12 protein-coding genes and 1 pseudogene are annotated in these 17,601 nt (G+C 61.9%); 9 read left to right on the forward strand and 4 right to left on the reverse strand.

Features of this window, described 5'->3' with window-relative positions; translation table 11 throughout:
* Nucleotides 1-37: 37 nt before the first annotated feature.
* The 3 genes from GL300_RS14460 to GL300_RS14470 all read right to left on the reverse strand — a co-directional run bounded on the left by GL300_RS14460 (nt 38) and on the right by GL300_RS14470 (nt 4,472).
* A complete protein-coding gene (locus GL300_RS14460) occupies nt 38-1,105 on the reverse strand; it encodes an ABC transporter ATP-binding protein (RefSeq protein WP_155040358.1) in 1,068 nt (355 codons plus the stop codon).
* Nucleotides 1,106-1,109: 4 nt separating this feature from the next.
* A complete protein-coding gene (arfA, locus tag GL300_RS14465) occupies nt 1,110-2,609 on the reverse strand; it encodes an arabinosylfuranosidase ArfA (protein WP_155040359.1) in 1,500 nt (499 codons plus the stop codon).
* Nucleotides 2,610-2,750: 141 nt separating this feature from the next.
* A complete protein-coding gene (locus tag GL300_RS14470) occupies nt 2,751-4,472 on the reverse strand; it encodes an amidohydrolase (RefSeq protein WP_170297674.1) in 1,722 nt (573 codons plus the stop codon).
* A 492-nt stretch (nt 4,473-4,964) separates the two neighbouring features.
* Between GL300_RS14470 and GL300_RS14475 the strand changes: the two genes are divergently transcribed.
* Both GL300_RS14475 and GL300_RS14480 read left to right on the forward strand, forming a co-directional pair.
* A complete protein-coding gene (locus GL300_RS14475) occupies nt 4,965-6,068 on the forward strand; it encodes a porin (RefSeq protein WP_155040361.1) in 1,104 nt (367 codons plus the stop codon).
* A gap of 24 nt (nt 6,069-6,092) precedes the next feature.
* Complete coding sequence (locus GL300_RS14480) at nt 6,093-7,181, forward strand: AI-2E family transporter (protein ID WP_155040362.1); 1,089 nt, start codon at nt 6,093-6,095, stop codon at nt 7,179-7,181.
* Nucleotides 7,182-7,656: 475 nt separating this feature from the next.
* Here GL300_RS14480 and GL300_RS14485 read toward each other — a convergent pair whose 3' ends face one another.
* Nucleotides 7,657-8,109, reverse strand: a complete 453-nt coding sequence (locus GL300_RS14485) for a hypothetical protein (RefSeq protein ID WP_155040363.1) — start codon at nt 8,107-8,109, stop codon at nt 7,657-7,659.
* A gap of 278 nt (nt 8,110-8,387) precedes the next feature.
* Here GL300_RS14485 and GL300_RS26700 point away from each other — a divergent pair.
* From GL300_RS26700 to GL300_RS14520, 7 genes and pseudogenes are all read left to right on the forward strand, one after another.
* Nucleotides 8,388-8,762 (forward strand): annotated as a pseudogene (locus GL300_RS26700) (transposase); the annotation flags it as partial.
* 711 nt (nt 8,763-9,473) lie between these two features.
* Nucleotides 9,474-10,886, forward strand: coding sequence for a DUF6212 domain-containing protein (locus tag GL300_RS14495; RefSeq protein ID WP_155040365.1), 1,413 nt, complete (start codon nt 9,474-9,476; stop codon nt 10,884-10,886).
* Nucleotides 10,883-13,555, forward strand: a complete 2,673-nt coding sequence (locus GL300_RS14500; protein ID WP_155040366.1) for a glycosyltransferase — start codon at nt 10,883-10,885, stop codon at nt 13,553-13,555. The genes GL300_RS14495 and GL300_RS14500 overlap by 4 nt, the downstream gene beginning before the upstream one ends.
* A complete protein-coding gene (locus tag GL300_RS14505) occupies nt 13,555-14,106 on the forward strand; it encodes a hypothetical protein (protein ID WP_155040367.1) in 552 nt (183 codons plus the stop codon). Before GL300_RS14500 ends, GL300_RS14505 begins: the two co-directional genes overlap by 1 nt.
* Before the next feature lie 55 nt (nt 14,107-14,161).
* The gene (locus GL300_RS14510; protein ID WP_155040368.1) at nt 14,162-15,730 is read left to right on the forward strand and encodes a hypothetical protein; all 1,569 of its coding nucleotides are present in this window, start codon (nt 14,162-14,164) and stop codon (nt 15,728-15,730) included.
* Nucleotides 15,727-16,986: a glycosyltransferase gene (locus GL300_RS14515; protein WP_155040369.1), complete on the forward strand. Its 1,260-nt coding sequence runs from the start codon at nt 15,727-15,729 to the stop codon at nt 16,984-16,986. Before GL300_RS14510 ends, GL300_RS14515 begins: the two co-directional genes overlap by 4 nt.
* Nucleotides 16,987-17,062: 76 nt before the next feature.
* A complete protein-coding gene (locus tag GL300_RS14520; protein ID WP_246195189.1) occupies nt 17,063-17,500 on the forward strand; it encodes a hypothetical protein in 438 nt (145 codons plus the stop codon).
* Nucleotides 17,501-17,601 lie beyond the last annotated feature (101 nt).

A 17,601-nucleotide genomic window follows, 5' to 3' on the forward strand; every position in this document is an offset into this window, starting at 1 on the left:
CCTCCTCCATTGGCCGGACCTCCCAGTCCGGTTCAAATCAGCGCAGCCGAAGCCCCTCGGGTGCGAAGCAGTAGATCTGTGACGGATCGGCCGAGAGGCGGACCCGCTGCCCATCCAGCCGGTCGCGCAGCCCGCGCCGCTCGAACACGATGTCCGCGCCCGAATTCAGGCGGCAATGCACATAGGCGTTGCCGCCCAGTTCCTCGGCCATCTCGACGGTGACGGGAATCCCGCTTTCGGCCGGGGCCAAATGTTCGGGACGGACGCCAAGGATGACCGTGGTGCCCAGAGCGGGACGTTCCGTAAGGTGTGCTTCCAGCGCACCTTCCTCGCTTGCCACCACGATGCCCTGCGCGCTGTGCCCGGTCACGGTCCCGCTCAGGAAGTTCATCGACGGCGAGCCGATGAACCCCGCGACAAAGCGGTTGTCCGGATCATCATATAGTCGCAGCGGAGCGCCAGATTGCTGCACGACGCCGCCCTTCAGCACGAAGATGTCGTCGGCCAGCGTCATCGCCTCGACCTGATCATGGGTCACATAGATCATGGTCGCGCCGATCTGGTTATGCAGGCGCGACAGTTCCAGCCGCATCTGCACGCGCAGTTCCGCGTCAAGGTTCGACAGCGGTTCGTCAAACAGGAATACCTCGGGCTCGCGCACGATGGCGCGGCCGATGGCGACGCGCTGGCGCTGCCCGCCCGAAAGTTGGGCGGGGCGTTTCTCCAGATGATCGGTCAGTTGCAGGATGCGGGCGGCCTCGCGCACCTTCTCCTCGCGTTCGGCCCGCGATTTTTTGGCCAGCCGCAAGGAAAAGGCCATGTTCTCGGCCACGGACAGATGCGGGTAAAGCGCGTAGGACTGAAAGACCATGGCGACCCCGCGTCGGGACGGTTCGACCGCGGTGACATCGCGGCCGCCGATCTCGATCATGCCCGAGGTCGTGTCCTCAAGCCCGGCGATCATCCGCAGCAGCGTGGACTTGCCGCAACCCGAAGGGCCGACAAAGACGCCGAACTCGCCCTTCTGCACGGTCAGCGACACGTCCTTGATGATGTCTACCGCGCCGAAGGATTTCCGCACATTGCGCAGGACCACGCCCGACATCGGCTCAGACCTTCAGCCGGACGACGTGATAGGACAGGGGGGCCAGCTTGCCGCCCAGGGTCCCGTCATCGACCGCCAGCCCCTTGCCGTCGGCGGGGGCAATCGGCTCGGCATCCGGGCCGTTCGTCGCCATCAGGTCATGGCCCTCGATCACCTTGTGGAACTCGATCGAGGCATCCTTGTAGCCGGTCAGCGACAGGCGCAGGTCCAGCGTCTCGGTCAGGTGGCGGTTGACGATGAACACCGTCACCGTGCCGTCTTTCGTAACCGCGCTGATGTCCAGGAAATCGACATCCGAGGCGACCTCGCAATCGTATTTCGGCCCATCCACCGCGACCCGCAGCGCGGTGCCACGCCCGTAAAGCGAGGCCAGCTGATAGGGCCAGTAGATCGACTGCCGCCACGCCTTGCCGCCCTTGTCGGCGCGGATCGGGGCGATCACGTTCACCAGCTGCGCGATGCAGGCGATCTTGACCCGGTCCGAACGGCGTATGAATTCGTTCAGCAGGCCCGCGACGAACAGCGTGTCCTCGAAGGTGTAGTTTTCCTCCAGCAGATCGGGGGCCTCGGGCCAGTCCCATGTCCGCCAGCGCCGCGAGTCCTCTTCGCGGCGATGATACCAGACGTTCCATTCGTCAAAGCAGATATGGACGTCGTTCTTGGCCCGCTTCTTGGCCTTGACGAAATCGATGACGCCGCCAATCGCGTTGATATAGCGGCCGGTCTCCTCGATCTTGCCAAAGAAGTTCAGCGTATCGCGCGAGGAATTGCCGAAATACTTGTGCAAAGAAATGTAATCGACATGCTCGTAGCATTCCTCCAGCACCGAGCGCTCCCATTCGGGATAGGTCGGCATCTGGTCGTTGGACGATCCGCAGACGATCAGCTCGGCATCCGGCGTCATCGCACGCAGCGCCTTCGCGGTCTCATCGGCCAGACGGCCATATTCGCGGGCGGGCTTGGCACCGATCTGCCACGGGCCGTCCATCTCATTGCCCAAGCACCACATCTTGACGTTGTAGGGCTTATCGACCCCGTGGCTGCGGCGCAGATCCGACCAATAGGTGCCACCGGGATGGTTCACATATTCCATGAAGTTGCGGGCTTCCTCTATCCCGCGCGAACCAAGGTTAACCGCCAGCATCATGTCGATGCCCAGATCATTGGCCCAGGTGGCGAATTCGTTGATCCCAACCTGATTGGACTCTTTGCTGCGCCATGCAAGGTCAAGGCGCACCGGGCGGTCCGCCTTGGGTCCGATCCCGTCTTCCCAGTTATAGGCCGAGACGAAATTGCCGCCCGGATAGCGGATCGCCGGGATTTTCAGATCGCGGACGAACTGCGCCACATCGCGGCGGAAACCGTGCTGGTCGGCCTGCGGATGTCCCGGCTCATAGATGCCGGAATAGATGGCGCGGCCCATATGTTCGATGAAAGCCGCATAAAGCCGGTCATCAATGTTGGAAATCGCGAAATCGCGATGGATGGCGGCGTTAACCCGCATGCTCACTCCCCCTCTATTTGTCCTACAAATAGAAAGCGACCCAAGCGCTGTCAAAGGGAATCTGACGATGAGGAAAAAGAAGCGGCCGGCACGATCATGGATCGGCCGGCCGTCAGTAGAATTTACAGTTTTATTAAATAGTTAGCGGCTATATGCGATCTCTCCGCCGATGATGGTTTGATCGACCTTGGTGGCGTGGACATCGCGCAGCGGGACCTCGAAGGGATCTTTTTCGACCACGATCATGTCGGCGGCCTTGCCGACCTCAAGGCTGCCGGTCAGGTTCGACAGGCCTTTGCCGCGCGAGGCACGGATCGTGTAAAGGTCAATGGCTTCTTCCAGCGTCACCGCACCGGCGGCCGCGAATTTCTCGGCGCTGCCGCCCTCGACCTCGCGCGTCACCATGGTCTCGATGCCGATCCACGGGTTGACCGAGGGGATCACCGGCCAGTCCGAGCCGGGAATGACCAGAGCGCCGGTATCGATCAGCGCGCGCACCGGCCAAGACTGGTTGGCGCGATCAGGGCCGACCGCCGTCATGATGCTTTCATTGATCGGGGCAGGGGCGAACAAATAGGGCGAGACATCGAAGGTCGCGCCCATCGCTTTGGCGCGGGCCATATCCTCGGGCTTGACCAGATTGCTATGGGCCACGTCATGCAGCGTGCCGCCAAAGCCATTTGCTTGGCGCGCCGCCTCGATGGCGTTCAGCGCGGCCCGGACCGAGCCGTCGCCCGCCGCGTGCATCTTGACCTTCAGCCCCATCGCGTCGAAGCGCTTGACCAGCGCGGTCAGCTCGTCTTGCTCGATCAGCAACATGCCATGCGTCCCGGCATGGTCATGAGCTTTCGGATCGGCATCGGCATAGGGTTCCAGCATGGCGGCGGTGTGACCCTCGGTCGGCACGCCGTCGAGGAACAGCTTGACGCAATTGGGCGAAACCTTGTCGCGGGCATAGCGGTTGCGATGCGCCAGCAGCGCGTCCGAGGCCGCGGCCTCGGCGGGATGCCAGTTCAGGCAAAGCTGCGCACGCTGCTTCAGCACGCCGCTATCGGCGGCTTCGGCCCAAGCGGCAAGCTCGGCCTCACCACGCTCGGACCCGGCCGAGGCTTCGGTGAACGAGGTGATACCATAGGACAGCATCTCGTTCAGCGACCATTTCAGCGCGGCGGCCAGTTCTTCGTTGTTCGGTGCCGGAACCAGACGGTCGACCAGATAGCCCGCGCGTTCCAGCAACATGCCGGTAGGCTCGCCATTGGCGTCGCGCTCAATGATGCCGTCCTCGGGGTTCGGCGTGTCCTTGGCATAACCCGCCAGTTCCAGCGCCTTCGAGTTGACCCAGCGGTTATGGCCGCTGGTGTCGCGCAGCACCACCGGGTTGTTCGGCGCGACGCTGTCCAGATGCGCGCGCGTGGGTTTCTCGCCAAGCGCGGGTTCGTTCCAGTAGCCGCCGACGATCCATTCGCCCTCCTTGCGGGTCTTGGCGCAATCGGCGACGGCCTTCAGCACGGTTTCTACCGTCGCATCGGGGGCGAAGTTGCAGTTCCGGCTTTCGATCCCGGCAGAAAGCGAATGAACATGCATATCATGCAGGCCCGGCATCACCGTGCGACCGTTGAGTTCGATGATCTTGGTCGCGGCTCCTATCGCGGGTGCGATTACGGCATCGTCCCCGATGGCCATGATCTGGCCGCGCGCATCGACGGCAATGGCCTGTTCGACACCGGCGGGGGTGTGGACGCGGCCACCCTTCAGGACCAAAGCCGCTTCCTCGGCTGCCATTGCAGCCAGCGGCGCAAAGCCAATGACCGCGCCCATGGCCGAAGTCAAAAATGCGGCCCGAAGGCGGGATCGCGAGATCATGGATAATTTCCCTGAAGATGACGTTTTGACGACATGAATGCCGATCCTTGGGCCAGCCGTCTTGGACTGCTGCGTCACTGCCTTGGCTCCATGCGCCATCCGGATGGAATGGAACGGCGCCGTGCCGCAGCGTCATGCGGCCTACCCTGCAAACGGGTCCATATCGGAAGGGGTGTGCTTCGGCGGTTACAGCCGGGCGTGACCTTTTTCCAAACGCATCACACGCTGATTTTCGCACTATATTCAGGTATCATAGGAGGCGGCACCAAACGTCAGCCCGGAATCCACAACTCAGGCGTGGCACCGCAAGCTGACCGTGGCTTACCGAAACGACACGCGCATATCCGGTCCCTTCGACCCGGCGACAGCCAAGGCCCGGACCGTCCTTGTTCAGAAGTTCCTCATGTTGCGAGGGAAGCCGTGATTTCACCTTGCAGGGGCAGGGGATGCCCGCCCTCGGCAAGGCGATGACATCAGAAACGGAGAACAGTGATGCAGAAGAAGCTTCTTATACTTGCTCCGGGTCTCTGCCTTGCCGCGCTGCCGGGCTGGGCCGAGGACCTGACCTTCACCCATCCCTCGGGCGCGACCGCGACCTTCTATGGCCAGTTGAACCTGACCTATCAGCGCGTCGATGATGGCGAGGAGTCCTTTGACGATTTCGTCGACAACGGCAACTCGGTCAGCCGTCTGGGCTTCTGGGTCGACGTGCCGATGGGTGAAAACAAGCTGCGCTTCAATTTTGAAACCGGGCTGGGCTTCAAAACCACCTCGGATACCAACCAGATCGACGATCCCGATTGGATCGACTGGCAAAGGACCGATCTGCGGAAATTCGAGGCGGTCTATATTGCGAACTTCGGCTCGGTCTGGATTGGTCAGGGCAGCATGGCCACCGATGGCGTGGCCGAGATCGACAATTCCGGCACCAGCGTTGTCGGCTACGCCAACCTGCCCGATACCGCCGGTGGCTATGAATTCCGCGATGGCGATACCCTGTCCGGCGTTTCGATCGGGGACACCTTCAAGGATTTCGACGGCTCGCGGCGTTTCCGCGTCCGTTATGACACGCCCGAGTTTTCCGGCTTCACCTTCTCGGCCGCCTATGGCGAGGAAATTCTGGCCGAGGATGACGACGCCACCTACTACGACGTGGCTCTGCGCTATGCCTATGACACCGACGTCTACAAGGCCGCTGCCGGGATCGGCTATGCGTGGAAAAGCGACGATGACGACGATACCGAACAGCTGGTCGCCTCGACCTCGATCCAGCATTTGCCGACGGGCCTTAGCGCGACGCTGGCTGCGGGGGACGGGCGGGATGACAATGGCAGCTACGGCTATATCAAGCTGGGCTGGGCGGGCGACCTGATCGATTACGGCAGCACCGCCGTGTCCATCGACTATTTCGACGGCTCTGACTACGTGATTTCGGGGTCGGATTCGAAATCCTGGGGCATTCAGGCGGTCCAGAAATTCGACGATTACAATCTCGAGGCCTATCTGGGCTATCGCGAGTACCAATTCGACGACGATACCGGCGCAGACTATCAGGATATCAGCGCGTTGCTGCTGGGAACGCGTTGGAAATTCTAAACGCGCCCCACAAGGAGACGCCGGTTGGACAACCCAAAGGACAGGCCGGAACAGTTTGACGCGCGGGTGACCGATCTGGTCATCCGCTTGGTCCTGCTGGGGTTTTTCACCATACTGGCGCTGGCGATGCTGCGGCCATTTCTGCCGATCATCATCTGGGCGATCGTGCTGGCCGTGGCGCTGGCCCCCTTGCATGTATGGCTGGCCCAGCTGCTGGGCGGCAGGCGCAAGCTGGCGGCGATCCTGCTGACTCTGGCCGCTTTGGCCATGGTCCTGGGGCCGGTTGCCGCGCTGATGGGCAGCCTGTTCGAGACCGTCCACAAACTGGTCGAGGGCTTCCGCACCGGCAGCCTGCACCTGCCTAAACCGCCGCAACGCCTGTTGGACCTGCCGCTGATCGGCGCGCAGATCCGCGAGTTCTGGGGCCATGCCTCAACCGGCCTCGAAACCTTCCTGGTCCGCTATCGCGAGTTCATCGCGCCGTTTGGCGCAAGGGCGATTGGCCGGGTATCCGAACTCAGCTTCGATCTGATCAAGTTCATCATCTCGATCGTGATGGCCGGGCTGCTGCTGGTTCCCGGCCCCGAGCTGGCGATCTGGGGACGACGCGTGGCCCGCCGCCTTGTCGCCCCGCGTGGCGACAAGTTCGTCGATCTGGCTACAGTGACAGTTCGCAACGTCTCGCGCGGGGTGGTAGGGGTCGCGATGGTGCAGGCCAGCCTGATCGGGCTGGTATTGCAACTGGCGGGGCTGCCCAGTGCCGGGCTGCTGGCGCTGGTGATCCTGATCCTGTGCATCCTGCAGCTTGGCCCGGCGCTGGTCGTGCTGCCACTGCTGATCTGGGCATGGTTTTCGTTCACGACGGGGCATGCGCTGCTGTTGACCGTCATCCTGCTGCCGCTGACCTTTCTGGACAATGTGCTCAAACCGATGCTGATGGGCCGGGGTCTGTCCACGCCGACATTCGTCATTTTCCTGGGGTTGGTGGGCGGCACGCTCAGCTTTGGCCTGACCGGGCTATTTCTGGGTCCGGTGGTACTCGCGGTCTTCCACGACCTGCTGATGACCTGGCTGCAATATGAGCCAGAGGATGGAACTCCACACATTAAATGACTTTTGAGTGGCGATTTTCACAACTAACGCATTGATATTTATAATACTGCATTCAACATAACTTGTTTGTTCTCCACATTTCAAATGCCTACCAAAAGGGTGGCCACAAAACGAAAGAAGCCGCCCGAAGGGCGGTCTTCAAGTGATGTAGCTCGTCATTGGGTCGGACAGACCTGCCAACAGGCGGAATGCGGAAAATATCGGTTGCGACCGTTCTCAGATTGGCGTTGCGACCGGATAAGTCGGATATTCAGGCTTTGGCAGAAGTCACTTGATAGACGCCCCTTGGTGTCGCGATGCTGCGGTCTGCAGGCAACGCAATATGCCCCGCCGAGCATAGTTCTCGCTTCGATTGCATTCGAACGCGGCTTTCGAATGCCTCGGGGGACTGTCCCGCGGTTCGAGCGGGCCGCGTCGCGACGTCTATCGAGTCTACGCTGAAGTTCGCGCTGGACGATCTGATGGGTTGCGTTCATCACGCCGACGAACTCAACATTCTGACCTGACCGCTCGCTGTGATCCTGACAGCAGAGATCGAGGCGACGTCCCGTTCTGTCTCAGATTGGTCGTCGAGGTGACCCCCGCTGCCGAACTCGGCGAGAGTTCCCAGCATTTCAGCTGCGCGGATGGCTGCATCAAGGGCTTGAGTATCGAGCCATGCCAACCCTTGGTGTCGCCCGAGCCGCCGGATGACGTAGTTCTGAAGGAGAGACACCGGTCGTTTCTTTAAACTGGAGGCCATCATCCGAAGCTCGCCACAACCATCAGTAAATTCCTCAACGAGATTCCCGGGCGCATTGTGGTCGCCCGCGCCTTTCGCCGCGTGATGAGCGGCAAGCTGTGCCGGAAGCAGGTCCGAACTGTTGCGATCCACCAGATCAGCAGATCGCAGCGCTGCCGAATAACCCGACGCGTCATCGTCTGCCAAGCATAGAGGGCAGGCACGGCTTGGTTGGGCCGACGCAGGTTGCATCGTAATCTCTTTTAGCCAACCCTAGCCATGCGCCAATCCGACCGATCGAGCGTGTTGTTAAAAATGTCCATCGGCGACTCACAAGTGAGTTCGCAGAGATGGCCTTTCATATGGGTCGCCGGCGCGAAAGGTTTCCGGCTCGATGTTGAAGTCGAGCAGAAAGGGTTCCAGCGGGTCCCGGATGTGAAACGCTGTAAGGCGTGTGGCCCGTGAGACTGAGGTTTCCCCACAACGATACCAAGCTGCGCGCCGTCACCCGCGCCGAGGGGGCCTCAGTCTGGTTCTTCATATCTGCCGACCTGGTTGGCGACGACACCGGCGCGGAGATTCCTCTGGAAGCGTGCCGAAGGCAGAGTAGTTCTTGGCAGATCGTGGTTATCACACCGACTTCCCGCGGAAAGCCTTGAAAGACAAAGAGATAAAAGTTTGCATCCCCGATCCGAAAATCCCGCAAGAAACCCTTGAAATATGACAAGCGACGCTTCAAAAGGCGCAGCCGGATCGAGATCATGTTCGGTCGCTTGAAGGACTGGCGACAGATCGCCACCCGCTACGATCAATCGTTTTCAGCCATCCCCCTCGCTGCCACCCTCATGTTCTGGCTCTGAAATTCAATGAATCTGAAGCCTTGCCAAAAGCGTGGAAACGCCCTGCCAATTCCGCGCGATGGCCGCGATTTTCAAAGCGTTTTCGGTGCGGGGGGAATTAATCGGACCGGGACGGCTTCAGAAGCTGGCCCCGGTCTGACCATGGTGCCCGTGCGGGTGAGGGGGGGCGCTCGGGGAACCAAAAGCCCGTTTAAGCGGCTCAATTTGACGCCCGGCGACTGAAACGACGCGCAAAGGCGGCTGCTCTGGCCATACATTCCGCAACCTTACTGCACCGCGCCGTCCTTTGTCCTATTCGCACAGAAAGTCGGCAACAATCATGGGCTTCACCAAGACGCGCCCCCTGCGAGCCGTCTTGCCATGGCTCCTTTTCGGCCAAAGGACCGGACTGAGCCGCGCCAACCTAGCATATGTTCCACGCTCCGGAAGCCGCTGACGCTTATTTCGACAGGCAGGAAAAACTTTTTTTGCTTATATTTTAGCTTTTTAATTTTGATCGTCACATCTTCGGTCGCTCGCCTCTAGCGCGATGTTAACTTTCTCGGTAGGGGGAGGGGGTCAAGCTATCCCGATTGTCCAGCTAGACCGTGTCATACGACCAGGGAAAGTTGTCATATCCCTGTCGTCCTAAGCGTCCATATGTAAGAGGTCGACGACCTCGTTTATTAGTATGTTGTTTTTAATGGAATATATTATGCACAGAGAGTTGGAATGCCTACGTTCATCGTCGATAGCCATGCGCTGGATCTTGCTCGTGGCCTTCTGCCCGAAAACGTCGAGATTGCAGCGCTCGATCTGAAGCGCGATCAGGAACAAATTGCGTACCCGGCCAGCGGTGCGGTGACCGGTGCAATCGCACTGGCCGGAAACACGGAAAAGTTGCGTGCGGCCTTGGCCGATGGGCCTTTTGCCAAGCTTGGGTTGGTGGAACTTGACCCCGCCCAGCCCGATCTGGCGTCAGGGGCATTGCTACGGCTGCTGATGAACGAATTGACCGCCTCGCATCGCGAGGTCGGCGAGGCGCGTTCGATTGCCGCGCAGCTGCGCTCGGAGAGCATCGGCGTCAAGACGCGCCTGCGCGAGATCGAGAACCTGCTTTACAGTCTGGGCAACCCGCAGCTGTCCAATGCTCTGGCCTGGCAGCCGACCGGCAGCATGCTGGTGCTGGCCAAGGGGCAATCGGCTTTTCAGGTTCTGCCGATCAACGCGGTCAGCCTGACCGCTGTCGATCTGTGGTTCCCGCATCTTGTCCTGCCTGTGATCGATGAGCTGGAGGTCACGCTTGAGGATGCCGCAGGCCAGATCTACCCGATGCAGGCCGTCAGTCCCGACATGGGGATCGAAACCGGCTGGATGCGCTTCGCTCTGCCCGAGCCGATTGCGGGCGCAGGCCGGGACTGCCGTCTGCGGCTTGTCTGGACCGGCAGCGGCACCATCACCCTTGGGTTGGGACAACCTGTCCCGGATTATCGTTTCCGGGCCACGCTGAACTCCGGGACCTCGCCCGACTCAACGCTTGCGATCCGGGTCTGGCAGTCGCTTGGCGGCGTGCGCCTGCCCAGCTGTGCCCCCGCCTATTCAAGGGGCCGCGGCCTGTCCATACGCGAGGCCGAGTTCGTCGGGCCTTCGGCATTGCCAGTGCCCGAGCTATTCGCCCTGCCGATGATGGCAGCGGATCATGTTTCAACGGCTTTCTGGGAAAACGAGGATGCAATCCTTGTCCACCCGTCCCGCAGCGGGCCGGCCTGCGCGATCATCCGTGGCGTCGAATTGGCGGGACTGTCGCATATTTCGGCGCTGGTGACCGTGGGCCATGTCCGCGCGCCCAGCCTGAACTTTGCCGTCGGCGTCGCCCCGCACGGGCTGGTCGACGAGGATGGTTTCTGGCAGCGGCGCATGGGGTCGTGGGTGACGGGCATGCCACCCCGCGGCTGGGGACAGGCGCATTGCATCCCGGTCGAGCCGATCACCGGCAAGGCCGATATCCTGCTGGCGGTCTCGCTGGCGACCGATGTGCCGAATGATCTGAGCTGGGGTCTGTTCCGGGGCTTCCGCTTTTCACGCGGCGACCAGGCAAGCGCCTGGCAGCAGCAGGCAACTCCAGCCTATGCGGGGCAAGCATGAGCCGCGGCAAACGCACTCTCAGTTCGGTCAGCGCGGCGGGCAGCCGCAAGGGAACGGCCATCAGCGTGGTCATCCCGATCAAGGGCCATCCGGTGCTGCTCGACGATGCCATCGCATCGGTGCAGCGTGACATTCAGGCCGGGACCATCCAGCGGCTGATCGTCGTGAACGACGGATGCAGCTATGCCGAAACGCTGGAGAGCCTGGCCGCCTGGCAGGCCTTGCTGGGCAAGGGGATGCAGGTTCTTCACTGTCGTAACGCCGGACTGAGCGCGGCCCGCAATCGTGGGATTGACGCCGCGCTGAAGGCCGATCCCAAGCTGGATGCGGTTTTCCTGCTGGATGCTGACAATATTCTGGCGCCGGACGCGGGCGAGGCCATGCGTCGCCTGCTCAAGAGCCACCCGCAGGCCGATTGGTTCTATCCCGATTTCGATTTCTTCGGGCAGAATGGTCACTATATTACGGACCGCAATCATGAGCTGCTGTTTCACGCCCAGATCAACATCTGCGAGGCGGGCAGTCTGATCCGTCGCCGGGTCTTCGATGCGGGCATCCGTTTCGACGAGGATATGAAGCGCGGCTACGAGGATTGGGATTTCTGGCTTTCGGCGGCGCAGGCCGGGTTCAGCGGCCAGTCCGCGGCCCAGCCCCTGCTGCTTTACCGCAAGCGCCCCGTCAGCATGCTGAGCAACTCGCATGATGCCGATGCCGATCTGCGCCGTTATCTGGAACAGAAACATGCGTGGCTGTTCAACACCCCGAAGCTGCTTGCACTCGAGGCCGCGCGTTTCCCGCGCTTCGCGGTGATCGAGGGCCACGGAAGCACCGTCCGACTGCAGACCGATCCCGACCAGAGCCGCGAGATCACCCCGCAAGAGCTTGAGCGCCAGATCATGGCGCATTTCGCCGAGCCCTTTGCCAATCACGCGCCCGCCTATCTGGTCTTCCTGCGTGAGGGCGTCTCGGCCCGGCTGCTGGAAAATCGGCTGCTACACAGCTTCTTCTGGAATGCCGAGCGTCGCTGGGCGCGGGCCGAGAAGCGGCCCAGCTTCGATCTGTTCTATCTGGAGACCTCGGCCAGCGGCCATCGGATCAGCAATGACCGCGGCACTCCCGACCGTCTGGCGGACGGGATCGTGATCGACCTGAATGCGGTCTATGACCTGTTCATGAGCTCGGACGAAGAGGCGCTGCGGCGCATCGATCAGACCTCCTCGGGCTTCCGCGTGCGCAGCTGGTCGATGTCGCTCGAGCATATGGCGCGGCTCGATCTCAAGTCCGCGAGCGGACCCGAACTGTTGCGCAGCTTCATTCTGCAGCTCAGCCGCAGCCGGTTCCGCAATGCGCTGGGGCAGCGCTGGGAATGGCGCGAGCAGGGCGGTGCCATTGATCGCGGCACGGCGGTCCAGATCCCGCGCAAGATCTCGGGCGGGGGCGTGGTCTTTCCGCTGCTCAAGCGGCCCGGCATCCGCGACATCGCCTTTGTCTTGCCGATCTTCGATTTCGGCGGCGTCGAAAAGGTCGTGGCCTCGATGGCGCGCGAACTGGCGCAGAACGGCTATCGCTGCCATCTGGTCGTGGTCAGCGACCGGCCGATCCATCCTGATGGCTGGGCGTTGCAGGCGTTCACCACCGTGAACTGGATGCCCGATCCCAGCGCCATCGACTGGACCGGCACCGAGTTCCTGGGGACGTCGGAGCCCAGCTGGGGCAATGGGGATGAAAAAGCCGATCTGATGGGGCTGCTCTCGTCGATGGACGTGGTGATCAACGCCCATTCCGGCGCGCTGCACAAGGTGGCCGACCACCTGCGCCGTCGTGGGATCACGATGATCGATCACGAACACCTGCTGGAACGCAGCACCTATGGCCGGAGCTATGGTCCGCCGAAACTGGCCCTGGCCTACGAATATGCCTATGACCTGATCATCACCTGCTCCGAGGCGCTGCGGATCTGGATGCATGGCCACGGCATCCCGCGAGAGAAGCTGATGGCGGTGGTCAATGCGCCGGGCTATCCGCTGCCCGCCGGCACCGCTCGCACGGTCATGGAGGATCGCGCCAAGCGTGATCCCGAGGCACCGCTTCGCGTCCTGTTCATGGGGCGGCTGGACCCGCAAAAAGGCGTGCACCGCCTGTCGGCGATCTATCACGGGCTGGCGCTGCATGCGCCTCAGATCAGCCTGACCATCGCCGGTGGCTCGGTCGTCGATACGGCCGAGGCCGATTTCTCATTCCCGCATGAGACCCAGATGCTGGGTCCGGTACGTGGTCAGGAGGCGCTGACCCGGCTGCTGGCCGCGACGGACGTGATGGTTCTGCCCTCGCATTACGAGGGCCTGCCGCTGTCCGTTCTGGAAGCCCAGCGTTGCGGGGTCGTGGTGCTGGCCACGGATGTCGGTGCCATGGATGAGGCGATCCAGCATGGCAGCACAGGCTTCGTCCTGCCCGAGATCGGATGCGAAGACAGCTTTGTCCATATGATTATGACCCTGGACGAGGACCGGTCCCTTCTGGGGCAGGTCTCGCAGAATGCCTCACGCATGGCGCGCGATTGGTCACTGGCCGTCGCACCCTTGCTGGCCTGGTTGAAAAGGCAGGAGGGCGGTTTGACCGCCGAGAGGGACGAGATGGGAGAATTTGATGTTTGCAGGAGTAAGATGTAATGACCCTTTATGAAGCCGCGATGCGAAACTTCCAGGCGGCCGCAGATATTCTGGAAGCACTTCAATCCACACGTCTCGACCTGGTCGGCGAGGCCCGCAGCGGCCTGATCGGTCGGCCCCGTCTGGCCCTGAGCGGGGGCTACAATGACGTGACGCCGACATTCGGTGCCTGCCTGCCGACCAATGGCCGGGCAGAATTGCTGATCGCCGACAGCGGCACCGGGGTCGAGCTGCGCTGCACCGGCATCGACTGGCTTACCCTTGAGGGAACGCTGGCCGAGCCGGTCCCCGCCGAGCTTTGCTACATCGAAATGCAGGTCACCTCTGATCGGCCGCAGATCGCAGACGTCTTCCTGCGCGAGTTCATCGAAGACGGGTCGGTGCGCGACTCGGGCCATCTGGAATGCCATCTGGATCTGGACGCGGTCTCGGTCTGCAAGCTGCCGTTGCCCGAGATCGAGGATGACGTCACCAGCCGCCGCGTGATCATTCACCTGCGTCAGCCTGCGGCGCGCCTCATCCTCGACCGTCTCGCCATCACCCTGACCTGACCGGTCCGATGCCGACAGCGACAAAGACCTTCTGCAACGCGAAAGGCTTTCAGCCATGCAGATGAACTTGGATTTCTGCTTCATGGACGATGCACGCATCGTGGCGGTCGCGGGCTGGACCACCCAGCCCCGGCCCCATCTGCGCCTGCATGTCGATGACAAGGTCCTGACCCCGATCGCGGTCACGCGGCATGTCCGCCGCGATCTGCGCAGCAATGAGCCGATGGGACTGGTCGCGCTTTTCGACCTGTCCCAACTGAGCGGGGGAAGTGGCTTCGAAAAAGCCAGCATCCACTTGGCCGACGGCTATGACTTCACCGAGATCCACCATCCTCGGCTGATCGAAGATGCGTCCCATCTGGTCGAAGTCGGCGTGGACGAAGTGTTCTTTGCGCTATTGCGCCTGATCGCCCAACGGCGATTGGTGCTGTCCGATGAACGGCTCGGGCGCGATATCTGTGCTCGCCTGCGCGTGGCCCCTTCGGCCGCGCGCGAAACCGAAAAACATGTTCTGGCGATTGATCGTTGCCAGATGACCGCATCCGGGCAGGGCGCGGTCATCGGCTGGTTCCTGCCGGCAAACGCCTCGGCCGAGCCGCTTTGCGCGCTTGCCATCGAGGACGAAACGATTGTGCCCGTCGATCTGCTGCCCGGCAGCATGGCGCGCGCCGATCTATCAGCCTACGCGCCGCGCTATCGTTTCAGCGGCCATGACGGTTATTGCGGTGGCTGGCGATTCCCCAGCCCTCCCTCGGGTGCGGCGCGCTTGCTGCTGATGGTTCCGGGCGAGGATTTCCTGCCCGGCGTTCTGGTCCCGATCGAAACCGTCCCTGCTGCCGATCTGGCCCAGCATGTGACGCTGGCCACGCTGGGGATCGACGACATTTCCGATCGCGATCGCCTGCGCCGCGCAATGCTGCCTCATATGCTGTCCATGCCGCGTCCGACTGAGACGGAGGACGACAAACCGGGCGACGGCGAGACCCTGCTGATCCTCGACCATGATCTGGCCGACGGCGATCTGCGCGACGTGCTGCGCCGCATCGGGCCGCATCTTCCGGGCCGGTTGAGCCTGCAACTGTTGCGCCCGCGCCTGACCGGCGTGTTGCAGAACGCCATCAACGGCGCTGCGCGCGAGATCTCCGCCGGGTTGGACCTGCAGGAGGTTTCGCTGAACATCGCCCGGCCGGAGGTGATGCCCGACCGCGTCGTCTTTGCGCGCAGTTCGGTGCTTTTCCAGTTCGACCTGAAACCGATCTTCGCCCGCGAACCCGTATGCGCGCGCGTCACCTTGCTGGACCCGATCGGCACGGTTCTGGCAACCCGCACCGCTCAGGCCGAGCGCTTTGCCCGCGATCTGCTGCCCTTCGCCCTGTCGATGCCCGCCGCGCAGTTTTTCGCGCAGTTGGGTCAGGTCCCGGAATGCTTCCTGACCGAAGAGGCGCGCTTGCGGCTGCTGGCCGAGGCGCTGGTCCTGCAGGGCGCGGCCGAGCTCTCCCGCGCTGATATCTATCGCTACTTCGAGGGCAAATCGGGCCCGCATTGCGAAAACTTCGTCGATGGCCGCGACTGGCATGCCTTCGACGCCCATAGCCGCCAGCTGATCGAGGAGGCCAGCGCATGAGCCGCACGGTCATCGTGTCCCATTCACATCCGAACCTGCGCTATGGTGGGGGCGAGGTTGCAGCCTATCGTCAGTTCGAACACTTGCTGGCGCAGGACGAGGATGTCATTTTCGTCGGCTCAACCATTGGCCCCGAGGACAGCGCCAAGTTCTTCGGTCCCAGCCAGCAGGTCCTGAGCTTTGGTCCGCGCGATTTCTGTCTGCGCGGGCGTGGTATGGATTCCTTTACCATGGAACATGCCGAGGTCCGCGACGAGGACTGGATCTTTGAATTTCTGCTGGCGTTGCAGGGCGATGTCTATCATTTCCACCACTTCTGGAACATCGGCGCGGGCACCATCCGCCGCCTGCGTGCGGCGCTGCCGAAAGCGAAGTTCATCTGCACGCTGCATGAACTGACCGCGATCTGCGCCAACCACGGCCAGATGGTGAAGCGTTCGGGCGAGCTTTGTTACGCGTCCAGCGAGGTCGCCTGCGCCGCCTGCGTCGCGCGTCCGCCGATCGATTTCGTCCTGCGCAAGACGCGCATGCTGGAGATGCTGGGCCTGTTCAACCACTTGCTTTCGCCAAGTGAATTCCTGCGCGAACGCTTCGAGGATTGGGGCGTGCCCAAGGGCCGGATCGCGGTGATCGAGAACGGTCTGGACCACCATGCCAGCTTCCGTCCCGAGACCGAGGCCGAGCTTCTGGCCAAATCCGGTCGCTTCGCCTTCTTCGGGCAGGCGACGCCGACCAAGGGTCTGGATGTTCTGATCCGCGCGGCCGCGCTGATCGAGGCACGGGACGAGGCCCCGGAATTGCCACTGAGCATCGAGATCCACGGCGTGGACAAGGACAGTTTCACCCGCATGTGGCCCGATCTGGAAATTCCCGATTGCATCCACTTCCGCGGCCGCTACCGCCCGCAGGATTGCGTCGACATCATGCGTGGCTATGGCTGGATCATCATTCCCTCGGTCTGGTGGGAAAACTCGCCGGTGGTGATCCAGGAGGCGCGCGCCGCAGGTACGCCCATGATCGCCTCGGACATTGGCGGCATGGCAGAAAAGACCGCAGGCTGGGGCCTGCAGTTCCGTGTCGGTGACCCGGCCGCTTTGGCTTCGGCCATCATGTCGGTCCATGGCCAGCCGGATGCGCTGCTGGTCCATAAATCCCGCATCACACCACCGCTTGGACTGGAGGAATTCGCCGCAGAGTGGATGGAAGCGTGCGAATTGCGCAAGTCCGTCAAAGCAAGAAAGCTCGTCGGGGCCTGAAATCTTTCGGGCCCCACGGCAGCAAAACCTCAATGAAGTTAGCGCTCACAGCACTTAGTAAAAGGAATGCAGGTTCATGAAGATCGGACTACTCTGGGAAAGCAAGGATTGCGGTCTCTACTCGAACGCCGCCTTTGACACGCTTTATCGGCAGATTGGCCATAACAACGGCAATCTGGCATTCGTGCATGCTGTACGCAGCCAGATCCAGGCAGAGATCCAGTACTATCCCTGGCATGTCAGCCCGAAAGTGCTGAATGAAAACGTCGATTTCGTGGTCATTCCCTGTGCGAACCAACTGGGTCAGCATACCGATCTGGGCGGGTTGGCAAAAAATCTTGCGCAGGTGAACAAGCCGATCGTCGCAATCGGTCTTGGCGCTCAGGCCAAGGGCTTCGACTCGGACGTCGAACTGACCGAGGGGACGCGCGCCTGGCTGGACGTGCTGATCGAGAATGGCCAGCGCTTCGGCATCCAGAACATCTATACGCGTGGGCTGTCCGTCGTCGAATGATTTGGAACAGGCGGCCTGATTTTGGACGAGAGGGTCCTGGCGCACCGGTTTGAGATTATGCCGCCTGACGCTGATGGTTCAAGCGGCGGTTCTGGATGGTC

The sequence above is a fragment of the Paracoccus litorisediminis genome (genome assembly GCF_009711205.1).
GTDB classification, from domain to species: domain Bacteria; phylum Pseudomonadota; class Alphaproteobacteria; order Rhodobacterales; family Rhodobacteraceae; genus Paracoccus; species Paracoccus litorisediminis.

Bases quoted from the DNA above. Each gene is read 5' to 3' on its own strand.
- GL300_RS14505 (WP_155040367.1), top strand. From the start codon at position 13,555: ATGACCCTTTATGAAGCCGCGATGCGAAACTTCCAGGCGGCCGCAGAT.
- GL300_RS14515 (WP_155040369.1), top strand. From the start codon at position 15,727: ATGAGCCGCACGGTCATCGTGTCCCATTCACATCCGAACCTGCGCTAT.
- GL300_RS14470 (WP_170297674.1), bottom strand. From the start codon at position 4,472: ATGATCTCGCGATCCCGCCTTCGGGCCGCATTTTTGACTTCGGCCATG.
- GL300_RS14460 (WP_155040358.1), bottom strand. From the start codon at position 1,105: ATGTCGGGCGTGGTCCTGCGCAATGTGCGGAAATCCTTCGGCGCGGTA.
- GL300_RS14500 (WP_155040366.1), top strand. From the start codon at position 10,883: ATGAGCCGCGGCAAACGCACTCTCAGTTCGGTCAGCGCGGCGGGCAGC.
- GL300_RS14520 (WP_246195189.1), top strand. From the start codon at position 17,063: ATGAAGATCGGACTACTCTGGGAAAGCAAGGATTGCGGTCTCTACTCG.
- GL300_RS14495 (WP_155040365.1), top strand. From the start codon at position 9,474: ATGCCTACGTTCATCGTCGATAGCCATGCGCTGGATCTTGCTCGTGGC.
- GL300_RS14510 (WP_155040368.1), top strand. From the start codon at position 14,162: ATGCAGATGAACTTGGATTTCTGCTTCATGGACGATGCACGCATCGTG.
- arfA (WP_155040359.1), bottom strand. From the start codon at position 2,609: ATGCGGGTTAACGCCGCCATCCATCGCGATTTCGCGATTTCCAACATT.
- GL300_RS14475 (WP_155040361.1), top strand. From the start codon at position 4,965: ATGCAGAAGAAGCTTCTTATACTTGCTCCGGGTCTCTGCCTTGCCGCG.